9 protein-coding genes are annotated in these 12,544 nt (G+C 59.7%); all 9 read right to left on the bottom strand.

Features of this window, described 5'->3' with window-relative positions; genetic code table 11:
* Positions 1-87: 87 nt before the first annotated feature.
* Positions 88-1,191 carry an LLM class flavin-dependent oxidoreductase gene (locus BTN45_RS16275; protein ID WP_004445361.1) on the bottom strand — a complete coding sequence of 368 codons (1,104 nt, stop codon included), beginning with the start codon at positions 1,189-1,191 and terminating at the stop codon, positions 88-90.
* A 107-nt stretch (positions 1,192-1,298) separates the two neighbouring features.
* Entirely contained in the window at positions 1,299-2,432 is a 1,134-nt protein-coding gene (locus tag BTN45_RS16270; RefSeq protein WP_207590040.1) for an LLM class flavin-dependent oxidoreductase, read from the bottom strand.
* A complete protein-coding gene (locus BTN45_RS16265; RefSeq protein ID WP_153775798.1) occupies positions 2,429-4,147 on the bottom strand; it encodes an ABC transporter ATP-binding protein in 1,719 nt (572 codons plus the stop codon). The genes BTN45_RS16270 and BTN45_RS16265 overlap by 4 nt, the downstream gene beginning before the upstream one ends.
* On the bottom strand, positions 4,126-4,971 hold the full coding sequence (locus BTN45_RS16260) for an ABC transporter permease (protein ID WP_207590033.1): 846 nt from the start codon (positions 4,969-4,971) through the stop codon (positions 4,126-4,128). Before BTN45_RS16260 ends, BTN45_RS16265 begins: the two co-directional genes overlap by 22 nt.
* Positions 4,968-5,978 carry an ABC transporter permease gene (locus BTN45_RS16255; protein WP_035206981.1) on the bottom strand — a complete coding sequence of 337 codons (1,011 nt, stop codon included), beginning with the start codon at positions 5,976-5,978 and terminating at the stop codon, positions 4,968-4,970. The genes BTN45_RS16260 and BTN45_RS16255 overlap by 4 nt, the downstream gene beginning before the upstream one ends.
* A 38-nt stretch (positions 5,979-6,016) precedes the next feature.
* The gene (locus BTN45_RS16250) at positions 6,017-7,672 is read right to left on the bottom strand and encodes an ABC transporter substrate-binding protein (RefSeq protein WP_035206982.1); all 1,656 of its coding nucleotides are present in this window, start codon (positions 7,670-7,672) and stop codon (positions 6,017-6,019) included.
* A gap of 373 nt (positions 7,673-8,045) precedes the next feature.
* Complete coding sequence (locus BTN45_RS16245; RefSeq protein ID WP_246751699.1) at positions 8,046-10,412, bottom strand: molybdopterin guanine dinucleotide-containing S/N-oxide reductase; 2,367 nt, start codon at positions 10,410-10,412, stop codon at positions 8,046-8,048.
* Positions 10,413-10,450: 38 nt separating this feature from the next.
* Entirely contained in the window at positions 10,451-11,827 is a 1,377-nt protein-coding gene (locus BTN45_RS16240; protein ID WP_207590032.1) for an FAD-linked oxidase C-terminal domain-containing protein, read from the bottom strand.
* A 110-nt stretch (positions 11,828-11,937) separates the two neighbouring features.
* Complete coding sequence (locus tag BTN45_RS16235; protein ID WP_004445352.1) at positions 11,938-12,540, bottom strand: DsbA family protein; 603 nt, start codon at positions 12,538-12,540, stop codon at positions 11,938-11,940.
* Between the last annotated feature and the right edge of the window lie 4 nt (positions 12,541-12,544).

Genomic DNA, 12,544 nt, shown 5'->3' with positions numbered 1-12,544 from the left:
GGCAGGCGGGATCATCCGTCACAGGGGGATGATCCCGGTCTTGGAAGAGAGGTGGATCGGTCCGACGGCGTGGTCGGACTGCCGTGATCAGGCGGCTGCCTTCTTCTTCGCCTCTTCGCGTTCGCGAATACCCTCGCGGACGAGGGGCAGGATGTATCGTCCGTAGTCTACGGCATCATTATAGTTGTCGTATCCACGGATCGAAATCAGATCGGCGCCAAGGTCGATATAGTCGAGAATGGAGTCGGCGATCGTGCGTGGCGACCCGACCAGGGCGGTAGTCGCGCCGCTGGCATTGGTGGCGGTAACTGTCGGATACCAGAGTGCGCGGTCATGGACGTCGCCGCGCTTGGCGATATCCAGCAGACGCTGGGACCCGATATTGGCAGGAGGTGCTGCATTGACCGGGGCACGAGACAGGCCCTTCTGGCGGTTCTCGTTCAGACGGTCGAGAACCCTGTGCGCCTTTTCCCAGGCCAGTTCATCCGTTTCGGCGACGATCGGCCGGAATGTCACCCAGATCCGGGGGCGGTCGGTGCGTCCGGCTTTTGCGGCTTCGGCGTAGATACGGTCAATCTGCTGTTTTGTTTCAGCCAGCGGTTCGCCCCAAAGGCCGAAAATGTCGCAAAGGGAGCCGCCGATACGATAAGCAGCATCCGAAGAGCCGCCGAGCGAAATCGGGATAAGGCCATTGGTCGGACGCACGGCGCTGCGGAACTGCTTGAACTGGTAATATTTGCCTTCGAAATCGAACGGCTCCGTCGAAGCCCATGCAAGGCGAAGAATGCGGATATATTCTTCCTGACGCTCGTAACGCTCTTCCTTGTTGAGGAAATCGCCTTCGCGTGCCTGCTCCTCGTCGCTCCCGCCCGCGATGAAGTGGACGACCACGCGTCCGCCGCTCAACTGGTCGAGTGTGGCGAGGGACTTGGCCGCAACCGTCGGATAAACCGTGTTGGGGCGGAGCGCGACAATGATCTTGATGTTCTTCGTGTGCGCAAGCACCGTCGCACCCAGCGTGAAAGGATCGAACGAAGAGGAGGAATAGGGAATGAGCGTGTAGTTGAACCCGTAGTCATCCAGTGCCCGCGCGTAACGTTCCAGAAACAGCGGATCGACCGGAGCATCAGGGATGGGGTTCAGATCATTGGATGCGTTGGGAAAGCTGACGCTGATGAATTCCGCAGCCATGGGAGCTCCTTGCTGTTTCTAATGTCGAGTGAAAGCTAAAGCCGACGTGGCATATGAGGAAGACAGGTCTTTCTATTTCTATGGAAAATGTAGAAAATATTGCCTGACTATTCTGGTGGCCTAGAACCGGCGATTGCCGCCGGGCCTGCATCTGCGTCATAAGGGCCGGGTTTCCACCCCAGGGAGGGAGCAACCGTCGTCGCAAGATCGGTGAGCAATCTTACGTTTTCGGTCAATCCGAAAGCCGGAGGCAAAAAGAGGACGAGCTCATCTGCGGCCGCCAGCCCGGGGTCGCTCAGTACCGCCTCAATGACCGTATCCGGTGCGCCCTGAAAAACGGGGGAAATCATGGCACCAGCCGGTTGGCCGGCAGGAGCCAGAGCACCCTTCGGGCGTGAGGCCGCAATGCCGACTGTGCGACGTTCAAGGTCATAGGCGGCATATTTTTCCCGCAGTTCCGGAGTGGTGCCGACCAGGATCGACGCTGCAACGGCGACCGGAGGCGGCGTTGTCTTCCAGATTCGCAGCCAGTGGGTGCGATAGGCATCGATGATACGCGCCTGATATTGGCCAAACGTCTCGCCTTCGTCCTGATCGTGAAGGACGGTACCGGAAATCAGGCCGATACCGAGTTCGGCGGCCTGAATCGCTGAATCGATACTGGCGGAGCCCTGTCGGATACGGCTGCGCAAGGTAGGGCTGTGTGGGGTCACCCGCAACTCGGCTCCCGGAGGCGCACCAACGTCGTTCGGCGTAACAACGTGCAGAACATCACCGGCAATGGCGGCAAGAAAACGCGACTGTCGCCGCTTTGCCTCTGTCCGGGCATCGGTATCCACGGATCCGAATACGGCATCGAACGCCCCATTTGCCCCGGTTGAAATCGCAAATTCAAGCCGGCCGTCGATCAGCAGGTCGGTCGTGCCCGCCGCTTCGGCCAGCAGAATAGGGTCCTGATAACGCATCGGAATGACGGCGGAGCCAAGCGTAATGTGCCGCGTATGCTCGCCGACCGCCGCAAAGAAGGGCAACGGGGAAGAAAGATAGTGGTCGAAATGGCGCTGATAGGCCCAGCCGGACTGATACCCCAGCCTTTCCGCCTGTCTGAACAATTCTATGCCCTGCCGGAGCCCCTGTGCCGGACCGTCATCGTCGTTGAATGATACCCGCGTATTGAAACCCAGCCGGCTTTTCGGCCGGAACAATGCGGGAAGGTCGCGCGACGCTGCTGCAATATTCATGCGAGTTGTTCCTTCCGCAGCGCGTGCGGGGCTGCATGGGTGCGGGCCGTTCCGGCGATGCCCGATGGGATGGAGTTCAGCAGCGACGCGGTGTATTCGTGTCGCGGATTGCCGAAAATCTCGGTGACGGTCCCATGTTCGACAATGCGGCCTCGCTGCATCACGGAAACGCTGTGCGCAAGTTGCCTGACGAGGGCGAGGTCATGCGAAACAAAGACATAGGTCAGGCCAAGCTTCGCCTGCAGCGACAGCAGAACCTCCACGATATCAGCCTGAACGCTGACATCGAGAGCGGATGTGGGTTCGTCCAACACGATCACATCAGGCTTGAGGACCAGCGAACGGGCAATTGCCACACGCTGACGCTGCCCGCCTGACAGGGCTGATGGCTTGCGTTCCATGAGGTGCTCGCTCAAGCCGACATTTGCGAGAGCTTCCCGCACCTGCTCGGATCGCTGCTTCGGAGTACCGATCTCGAATCTGTCGAGCGGCTCACGAACAAGCTGGCCCACCTTCCATGTCGGGTCGAGTGACGTGAACGGGTTCTGGTAAACCAGTTGCAGATGCCGCCATACCGACCGCAGGGAAGCGCGGCTCTTGCTTGTAACGCTCTCGTCGGCAACCGTGATGGTGCCGCTTTCCGGCTGCTCGAGCCCCAGCAGCAGGCGGATGGTCGTGGTTTTCCCGGAGCCGGATTCGCCGACAAGCGCGTGTGTCGTGCCTGCCGGAACCGTAAACGAAATATCATCCACAGCGGTCAGGGTTTTGCCATCGACGGTGAAGCGCTTGGTGACGCCGCTGACAGCGATCTTTGGCGATTTGTCACTATCGCGAAGGCCGAACCCCGGATCGCGAAGTTTGGCATAACGCTCCGGGTTGAGCGCGGGCACGTCGCCATGGAGTTTTTTGGCATAGGGAGAGGAGGGGGAGGAAAAAACAGCCGATGTCCTGCCCGCTTCCTGCACGACGCCGTTCTTCAGCACGACGAGATTGTCCGCCCTCTCCGCCGCTATTGCGAGATCATGGGTGATGAGAAGCAGGCTGATGTTCAGCTCATCGCGAAGACGGGAGAGGAGATCGAGAATGCGTTTCTGGATTGTGACGTCGAGCGCCGAAGTCGGCTCATCCGCCACCAGCAATGCGGGACGCGGTAATATTGCGAGCGCGATCAGCACGCGCTGCAGCATACCTCCGGACAGTTGGTGCGGATAGGAATCGTAAACCCGTTGCGGATTGTCGAGACCCACCTTCGCGAATGTTTCCAGAATGAGGAGCTTGCGGATTGCAGGGTTGGCCTCTTCCGTCAGCGCTGCCGCCTCCAGCGCCTGCGCGCCGATTGTTCTCACAGGATTGAGAGAGTTGCCCGGATCCTGCGGCACGAAGCCTATTTCGCGGCCACGAAAAGGCCTGAAGCGCCGTTCCGGCAATGCCAGAATGTCCTGCCTGTCGAAAACGACCCGGCCCGTGGCGTTTGCGCCGTTGGGAAGCAGTCTTAGTACAGCCTTTGCGATGGTCGACTTTCCCGAACCGGATTCTCCGATCAGCGCAAGACTTTCGCCACGCCCAAGCTCGAAGCTGACACCGTGCACGACCTCCTGCCGCCCGTAGGAGACGGCAAGATTTTCAACGCCGAGCAGGGGTATGGCGGGCTGCGGAGCCTCTGCCACTATCCGGGGAGGGGTCGGGGCTGTTTTCAATGCGATTTGCGAAGCCATCGGCTGATCCTGTTGACAGAGAGGACGGTCACGATCGTAACGAACGCGGGCGCATAAACGAGCCAGGGCCATTTGAGGTAGTCCTTGCCGATCGAGATCAGCAGGCCCCAGTCGGAAGAGGGCGGCGGATCGCCGTAGCCGAGGAAGGCGAGGCTGGCGATGACGAGAATGGACTCGCCGAATTGCAGGACGGCCAGCGGCAACATCGAGCGGGATGCGTTTGGCAGCACATGTCTCAGCACGATGTAGCCGCGTGAGCCACCCGAGAGAAACGATGCCTCCACGAAGGTCGCCTGACGCGTCTTGATGACCTCTGAGCGCGCCACACGGGCGAAGAAGGCGATCGCCGATATGCCTGTCGCAATGGCGGCGTTGATTGTCTCGAAGCCGATTGCCGTGACGATGATGACCGCCAGCAGGAACTTCGGGATGGATAACAGCACGTCGACAAAACGTGCAAAGACGATATCCACCCAGCCGCCGAAAAATCCGGCAAGCAGACCGATCACACCGCCGATGACGACGCCGATGACGACAGCGACCAAAGCGCTCGATACAGATGAAGCGGTGCCATAAACGACCCGTGTATAGAGATCGCGCCCGAGATGATCCGTGCCGAACCAATGGGCAAAACTTGGCGCAAGAAGCTTGTCAGCCGGGACGCCGTTGATCGGGCTTTGGGTGGTGAAAAGCTGCGGTGCAATCGACCAGGCGACGACGATTGCGATGACAAGCAGGGAGAGGCCGACCGTTACAGTTATGTTGAGAGTTTTCAGTCTCTCGAACGGATTGCTGATGGAAGCCGGGCTGGAAATAAGGCTCATGGTTTGGCCCCCGTTTCAAGGCCAAGCGACGTGTCATCGATCGTCGACAGGCGGCGTTTTCGGCCAACGATAATTTTTACCCTTGGATCGAGCAGCGGATAGAGGAGATCGGCGATGAGGTTGACGACGACGAACACCACGGCCCCCAGCGAGACGATCGCCTGCAGGACCGGCAGATCCTGAGTGCTGACGGAACGCTGGACGAGACTGCCGATACCGGTGCGGCCGAATACCGTCTCCGTAATCAGCGAGTTGCCCAGAAGTTCGCCGACGGTGAGGGCGATAACCGTCACCACAGGCAAGGAGGCAGGCTTGAGGAGATGTGTTGCAAAAAGCCGTCTTGGCCCGATGCCGCGACTGCGGGCAACCGCTGCGTAATCCTGCTCTGCCTCATGATCGAGATTGGCGATCAGGACCTCCGCGATCTGTGCGGAAAACGGTATGCCGATGGTGATCGCCGCAAACAGCGTGGCCCAGAAACTGTCGGGTTCGATGACCCGGAACAGCCTGAGCTGAAAACCGAAAAGGTGGATCAGAAACAGGCCGATGACGAAATTGGGTGTCGACAGGAACAGGGAAGGGAAGGCACGCAGCAATCCCTGTCCGTAACGCTTCGGCACGACCTGCGTGCCGTAGGCGACCGCAAAGGCGAGGATCAGCGCCACGGTCAGCCCGGCGGTGGCCAAGACCAGCGTCGATGGCAGCACCTCGGCGATGAGCGTCGAGACCGGTCGGTTGGAGCGCATCGAGATGCCCAGATCGCCTGTCAGGAAGGCCGACAGGGAGTGCCAGAGCTGCACGATGATCGGCTGGTCCAGCCCCTGTGCCGCAATGATTTCGGCGATCTCCTGCTCGGTAAAGCCGTTCTGCGGGTTGCGCAGAACGCTGGTGATCGGGTCGCCAGGCAGGACGCTGACGACCACGAAGGTGAAGACATAGGCCAGAAGGATGACGACGATCGCCTGGCCGAGCCGCTTTGCGGCGTAGGTTAGGTAGGCATTGCTCATGCCGTCACCTCCTTGACGTTACTCGGTGGGTGCTGGCGTCATTCGGCAATGAACGCTGTGTAATAGCTGGCATAAGCGACGCCGTTATAGACTTCGCCCTTCAGCTTCGGTGATTGCACGTAAATGCGCTGAACGATTTGCGTCCGCGGGATGAAGTAGCCCTGTTCCAGCACGTATTTTTGCAGGCCATCGAGCAGAGGCTTCCGATCCTCGACGGAACCTGCACCAGCGATCTTGTCGCGCAGGTCGTTGAGCGTCGCATCACGCTCGTCCAGCGCAAACCAGTTCTCGCCATTATTGGCGTTGGTCAGGATGCTTGCGACCGTGCCGGCGTCGATAAAGCTGCGGGTGACTTCATATGTCGGAACGGCGGCGCCACCGAATTTGACCTTCTCGCCAAAGGTCACGACATCATAAGCCCTGATATTGACCTTCCATCCAAGCCTGCCGAGCTGCTGGGCAATCAGCTCATCGACTGATTTCGAGGTTGCCAGATAAGGATTGGAATGGATCGTCAATTCCAGCGGCTTGCCGTCCTTCACGCGAACGCCGTCCGCACCCTTGACCCATCCGGCTTCGTCCAGAAGCTTTTCCGACTTGTCCGGGTTGTAGGCGAGGAGATCGCTGTGATCCGTGGCTCCCGGGACGTTGCTCTGGATGAAGGACGTCGCGAGCTTCCAGTCCTGCGTATAGACTGTGTCGATGATTTCCTGACGGTTGATACCTGCCTGAAGTGCCTGACGCACCTTCACATCATCATAGGGCTGAAGCTTGGTGTTGACGGCCCAGCCGTTGACGAAGCCGAGATAACGCGGGGTCGCGATGGTGAAGCCTTCCTCCTTGAGCGATTTCAGTTCCTGGGGCGAGGCGTTGTACGCGACATCCGCCTGACCGGACTGAACGGAGGCGACGCGAAGGGATGGCTCAGAGACCAGCTTGTAGGTGATGGTATCGAGATAGGCGGGGCCGGTGTGGCCGACTGCGGCGGGACCCCAATTATAGTCCTTGCGCTTGACCAGGGTGACGTGGTCGCCCTCTTTCCAGGACTCCACCACATAAGGTCCGCTGCCTGCGGTCTTGCTGAGGTCCGCCTGCTGGCCGGCAGGCTGGGCAATGGTCTTGGGAGAGATCAGGATGGAGCCGTGGTAGCCAAGCGTCGGAATGAACCCGAGCGTGGGCTTCTTGAAGAAAACCTTGACCGTCGTCGCATCAACCGCTTCGGCGTGATCATAGGTCTTGGGGAAGAGGCCGATCGGGTTGATGCCCTCGTTCTTGCGGCCGGCATACCAGATGTCGAGATTGGCAACGACGGCCTTGGCATCCAGTGGTTCGCCATCGGAGAAAGTCACGCCGCTTTTGAGGTGGAGGGTGAACTCCGTCGCGGTGTCGTTCTGCTCCCAGCGCTCGGCAATCCACGGGCTGACCTTGCCTTCGGCATCGACGTACAGCAGCTTATCCGTGACATGACCCCATATATGGCCCTGGAAACTGGAGATCGCGCTGTTATTGGGGATCCACGTGTCGCCCAGGGAATCGATCAGAAACGTGATGTCACCGCCATCATGTGGCGTGTCTGCGGCCACAGCACTCAAAGGTGCAGCCGTCGATAAAAACAGCGAGGCCGAAACAGCGAGCGAAGCCGTAAGAAGCAGGCGGCGACGCGAAAGAGACGACGAGAAAGGACGCTTTGTCATTGTATGATCCTGAAAATTCCAGAGTTTTTCGTTGCAATTTCGGCATCTCCTGGGATGCGCGTGCGTCTGCGGTGGCTGCTCAAACGCATGTCAAACCGTTGCCGCGCCGGCCTCTCGGCCGAGCAGGAGAATGCTTGAGTTCATTAGTGGCCTGATTGGGCGACGCGACGCTAGCGAGCGGTTCCCGAGAACCTGCGTGGCTGAGGAGCGCGCCCGCTTCTACATATTCCAGTCATGGCGCGATCCCCTTCTGCGCTGTCCGTCTTGCCCTTAACCTAGCAGTCAGGTGTGAGGGAGAAAGACTGGTTATTCTTTTTCTATGGATTTAGTGAATTATTTTATCGTCATTTCGGCGGCTGTTTGGATTGGTGTTTCAGGGCCCCTTGGAATGCGGGGTTCCGGCGTGGAGTGACGACGGCTCGGCGTCTGGGCCGACCTGGTCTCGCGATAGAAATCGCATGGCCTGGAAAATTGTCACGGGCGGCAGAGCCCCGGTGAAGCGCTCGATATCCACCTTCGCGATCTGGCCGGTCGATGCCTGCGACAGTTTCGATGTGCCGATATCGCGGGTCAGAATATTTGGATTTCCGTGGATGCATATCGAGTTTTCGGCAGTTGGATCCTCTGGTTCGAACCAGGCGCCGGTAGCGAGCTGCATTACCCCCGGCATGACGTCTTCACTGAGAAGGGCGCCCGCCAGGCAGCTGCCGCGCTGATTAAAAAGCCTCACGACATCGCCGTCAGATATTCCACGGGCCGAGGCGTCGGCTGGATGGATACGGACGGGCTCCCTGTCCATGATCTTGGTGGAACGGCTGAAATCGCCATAGTCCAGCTGACTGTGCAGGCGTTGATATGGTTGATTGCAGACGAGATGCAGCGGATAGAGGTGCGCATCGTCTGGAGTTTCCACTCTGGGTGGATACCAGCGCGGATGACCCTTGCAGTCATCATAACCGAAACCCTCGACGGTCCCGGAAAAAATCTCGATCTTTCCTGAGGGGGTCGCCAGCGGTTTCGTTGCGGGATTCTCAAGGAAAGCGCGCGCCGGTCCACCGTCGTCCGGCTTGACTGGAAGGGGCATTTCTCCGCGTTTCCAGAAGGTTTCAAAGTCCGGCGCCTCATGGCCCGACGCGGCAAGTGCCTGACGGGTCGTTTCGTATAGAAAGGCAAGCCATTCTCCGCTGCTGCGGTTTTCGGTGAAGGCCTCGAACCTGCCGAGTTCGCGGGCAATGCCGGCGAATATTTCGTAATCGTCGCGTGCTTCGCCGACGGGGGCGATCAGGCGCTTCATGGCGATCATCAGCGGATCGCGATCGGCGGCGCCGATGTCGTCACGCTCAAGCGTGGTCGTGGCGGGCAGCACGATATCGGCGTGTCTGGCGGTGGAGGTCCAAGCGGACTCGTGGACGATGATCGTTTCCGGCCGCCTGAAAGCGGCTCGCAACCGGTTGATATCCTGATGATGGTGAAATGGATTTCCGCCCGCCCAATAGACAAGCCGGATGTCAGGATAAAGAAGCGTGCGCCCGTTGTAATGGAACTCGGCGCCGGGATTGAGCAGCATATCGGAGATGCGTGCGCAGGGAATGTAGTCCGGCACAGGGTTTTTGAATTGCTGCAGCGTTGGCAGGGGAACGGCGAGCAGGTTCTTGCCGATATTGCCCAGCGCGCCAAGGGAATAAGAAAATCCGCCGCCGTCCGATCCGATCTGGCCGAGCATGGCGGCAAGCACAATGCCCATCCACACCGGCTGCTCTCCGTAATCGGCCCGCTGCAGCGAATGACTGACGGTGATCAGGGTTCTCCAACCGGCCATCCTGCGCGCCAGCTTGCGTATTGTGTCCGGCGCGATGTTGCAGATTTCGGCCGCCCATTCCGGGCTTTTGTGCTGGCCGTCCTCCCTGCCGAGAAGATAGTTTTCGAACCGGTCATATCCGACCGTATAACGCTCCAGAAACGTCCGGTCGTGCAGCCCTTCCGTAACGAGGACGTGCGCCAGCCCGAGCATCATCGCCACGTCGGTGCCCGGGATGATGGGAAGCCACTCGGCATCCGCCTCAGCGGGGAAATCGTCTGCCAGAGGGCTGATGAATGTGAAATGCGCACCGCGAGCCTTCGCGCCGGCAAGTTTTTGCCGGACCGTGTGCGTGCTGATCCCTCCGCCGTGGACATCGGCATTCTTGATCGCCATCCCGCCAAAGGCGAGCACCAGCTCGCTGCTGCGTTCGATGGCATCCCAGGTCACGCTCTTTCGGTCGAAGCTGTCATAAGGGCCCAGGACATGGGGGATTATGACCATGGCCGCACCGGAACTATAGGTGTTGACCGACCGGACATATCCGCCGAGGACATTCAAGAAGCGGTGAATCTGGCTTTGCGCGTGATGAAAGCGACCGGCACTGGACCAGCCGTAGGAGCCGCCGAACACGGCGCTTGGACCGTGACTGTCGTAGACCCGCCTCAGTTCGTCGGCGACCAGTGTCGTCGCTTCGGCCCAGCTGACCTCGACATAGTCGTCAGCGCCCCGTCGCTGTGCATGGTCGGTTTCGCGCTCAAGCCACCCCCGCCGGACAGCGGGCCGTCGGATGCGGACGGGGCTGTCGGCGATCGCCGGAAGATTGCCCAGTAGCGGGGATGGATGGGGGTCGCCGGAGTGAGGCTTTATCTCCAGTCGCCCATTTGTGAGCCGCCCGGAGAAGGCCCCCCAGTGAGAACTGTGAGTCTTGAAGGAATTCATGGTGTCGCCCCAGCGGTCGCGGATCGCAAAGTAACATTCTATCTCGGCAGGATTTTGCCGGGATTCATGATGCCGGCTGGATCGACTGCATGTTTGATGAGCGCCATAAGATCGACCGCGTCACCATGTTCTTCACGCAGGTAGGCGATCTTGCCGGTGCCCACGCCATGTTCGCCGGTCGAGGTGCCGCCGACCGAGAGGGCGTATTGCACCATCTTCTTGTTGATGGCCGCCACCTCGCCGAGCTCTTCCGCATTGCCGGGATCGACCGCGAAGACGACATGATAATTGCCATCGCCGACATGGCCGAGAATGGCAGCCGGTACGCTGCAATCCTGCAGGAGCTCGCGGGTCTTCAATATGCAGTTGCTGAGCTGCGAGACCGGAACACAGACATCCGAAGACCAGCCTTTGGCGTTTGGCCTTTGCGATACGACAGCATAAAACGCGTTGTGGCGCGCTTTCCAGAGGCGATTGCGTTCTTCAGGGGCGTTGGCCCACTCGAAATCCTTGCCGCCATGGTCTTCCACAATGGCGGACACCATATCGACCTGCTCCTGAACGCCGGCGGGCGAGCCGTGAAACTCGAAAGCCAAGGCGTCCTGGATCTTCAGCTCCAGCCCGGAATAGGCATTGACGGCCGTGATCAGGCCACGGTCCATGAGCTCCATGCGGGCGACGGGGATGCCGAGTTGAACGACCTGAATGGCCGCCGCGACTGCCTGTTCGACGCTCTCGAAAGAGCAGAGCGCCGCCGAGATGGTTTCGGGTATTCCATAGAGGCGAAGGGTTATTTCGGTGATGATCCCCAGCGTTCCTTCCGAACCCACGAAAAGCCGCGTCAGGTCGTATCCGGCAGAAGACTTTCTGGCGCGACCGCCGGTTTTGATAACCTGGCCGGTCGGCAGCACCACGGTCAGGCCCAGTACGTTTTCACGCATTGTTCCGTAGCGGACGGCGTTGGTGCCGGAAGCGCGGGTTGCAGCCATGCCGCCAATCGAAGCGTTTGCGCCGGGATCGATGGGAAAGAACAGTCCCATGTCTCGCAGATATGTGTTCAACTGCTCCCGCGTTACCCCGGCCTCGACCGTACAATCCAGATCTTCACTGCTGATACGGGTGATTTTCGACATGCGTGAAAGGTCGATCGAGACCCCGCCATTGACGGCTGTCAGATGTCCTTCCAGCGAAGTGCCGGCGCCAAAAGCGATGACGGGCACCCTTTCCACCGCACATAGCCGCACGACCTCGGACACTTCGGAGGTGGTTTCCGCGAAAGCGACCGCATCGGGAAAGGCGGCTGCGTGATGCGCCTCGCCGCGCCCGTGCTGCTCGCGCAGTGTCGGCGACGTTGAAAGACGCTCCCCGAGGAGGTCTCGCAGGGATCGGATGAGAGAAAGAGACAGGTCAGGCATAAAACATTCCGTGTAGGCGGGTCGCAAAACGCTGCGACAGACTTACAAACCTTGAGGGCGAGGCGCGCTGCTGGCGACGCCAGACCGTCTCCGCCATCTGGCGGTGAACATCAGGCGGCCAGTTTTTCGCCTCTGAGATGACGCTCGAGGAACGGAAGGCTGTCCTGCCCCCAGTAGAGTTCATCCTGATAGCGATAGGTCGGAACCCCGAACACACCGGCGGCCCTGGCAGCTTCGAAGCTCGCCTTCTGTAAGACAGCAACCGCGTCGCTTTTGCCATGTTCGTCGAGGGCCACAGCATCGAAACCTGCAGCCGTCGCGATGGCCTGGCGGATGTCGGCCTTGCCGATGTCTTCACGGCGGACCCAGAAAGCCTCCTGCAGTGCAACTGCAAGCTTCAGCCAGTCTTCACCCTTCTCGATTGCCGCCGCAACCATCAGGCCTGCCGGGGACGGATCCGAGAGCGCAGCGCGATTGTCGAAATTGAGCACTTTTCCGCGCAATGCCGCCCACCGCTTCAGATCCGTGATCCAGTAGGCGCGTCTGGCCTCCGGGCGATTTTTTGAGTAAATGCCACCGTTTTCCTCGATCAGCGGAATAAGGTGAGGGCGGATAGTGGCGCCCTGCTGTTTCGCCAGGGCAGCAAAGGGTTCAACACCTATGAAGGCCCAAGGTGAGCCGATGCTGAAGAAATAATCGATCGTCTTTGTCATTGTC

Source organism: Rhizobium sp. ZX09 (genome assembly GCF_017357485.1).
In the GTDB taxonomy this organism is placed as follows: Bacteria; Pseudomonadota; Alphaproteobacteria; order Rhizobiales; family Rhizobiaceae; genus Agrobacterium; species Agrobacterium pusense.
The sequence above is the reverse complement of the archived record's forward strand: the minus strand, read 5'-3'. Positions and strand labels throughout refer to the sequence as shown.

What these genes read in the sequence shown, in the direction of transcription:
- BTN45_RS16275 (WP_004445361.1), bottom strand. Translation starts at nt 1,191, where the DNA reads ATGGCTGCGGAATTCATCAGCGTCAGCTTTCCCAACGCATCCAATGAT.
- BTN45_RS16270 (WP_207590040.1), bottom strand. Translation starts at nt 2,432, where the DNA reads ATGAATATTGCAGCAGCGTCGCGCGACCTTCCCGCATTGTTCCGGCCG.
- BTN45_RS16265 (WP_153775798.1), bottom strand. Translation starts at nt 4,147, where the DNA reads ATGGCTTCGCAAATCGCATTGAAAACAGCCCCGACCCCTCCCCGGATA.
- BTN45_RS16260 (WP_207590033.1), bottom strand. Translation starts at nt 4,971, where the DNA reads ATGAGCCTTATTTCCAGCCCGGCTTCCATCAGCAATCCGTTCGAGAGA.
- BTN45_RS16255 (WP_035206981.1), bottom strand. Translation starts at nt 5,978, where the DNA reads ATGAGCAATGCCTACCTAACCTACGCCGCAAAGCGGCTCGGCCAGGCG.
- BTN45_RS16250 (WP_035206982.1), bottom strand. Translation starts at nt 7,672, where the DNA reads ATGACAAAGCGTCCTTTCTCGTCGTCTCTTTCGCGTCGCCGCCTGCTT.
- BTN45_RS16245 (WP_246751699.1), bottom strand. Translation starts at nt 10,412, where the DNA reads ATGAATTCCTTCAAGACTCACAGTTCTCACTGGGGGGCCTTCTCCGGG.
- BTN45_RS16240 (WP_207590032.1), bottom strand. Translation starts at nt 11,827, where the DNA reads ATGCCTGACCTGTCTCTTTCTCTCATCCGATCCCTGCGAGACCTCCTC.
- BTN45_RS16235 (WP_004445352.1), bottom strand. Translation starts at nt 12,540, where the DNA reads ATGACAAAGACGATCGATTATTTCTTCAGCATCGGCTCACCTTGGGCC.